The following is a 309-nucleotide window of genomic DNA, read 5'->3' as shown; positions in this document are numbered from 1 at the left end:
AAGTTCTGGTTCTCCGTCACCCAGGAGGAGCAGAAGACCCGGTTCGCGATCCGCCAACTCGACCCGGTGCGGCGCTGGAAACTCTCGCCCATGGACCTGGAGTCGCTCGACAAGTGGGACAAGTACACGGACGCCAAGGAGGAGATGTTCCGGCGCACGGACACCGAGTGGGCCCCGTGGATCACCATCAAATCCAACGACAAGAAGCGGGCCCGCATCAACGCGATGCGCTACTTCCTGAACCAGTTCGATTACCCGGACAAGGACCCCCAGGTGGTGTTCGACCCGGACCCGAAGATCGTCCGCCGC

Annotated in this window: 1 pseudogene; it reads left to right on the top strand. The window is 62.5% G+C overall.

What is annotated here, in order from left to right:
* Positions 1–309, top strand: a pseudogene (locus H483_RS28505) (polyphosphate kinase 2); the annotation flags it as partial.

This window comes from Dietzia sp. UCD-THP (assembly GCF_000349585.1).
In the GTDB taxonomy this organism is placed as follows: domain Bacteria; phylum Actinomycetota; class Actinomycetes; order Mycobacteriales; family Mycobacteriaceae; genus Dietzia; species Dietzia natronolimnaea_A.
This window is presented reverse-complemented; position numbering and strand designations above follow the sequence as displayed.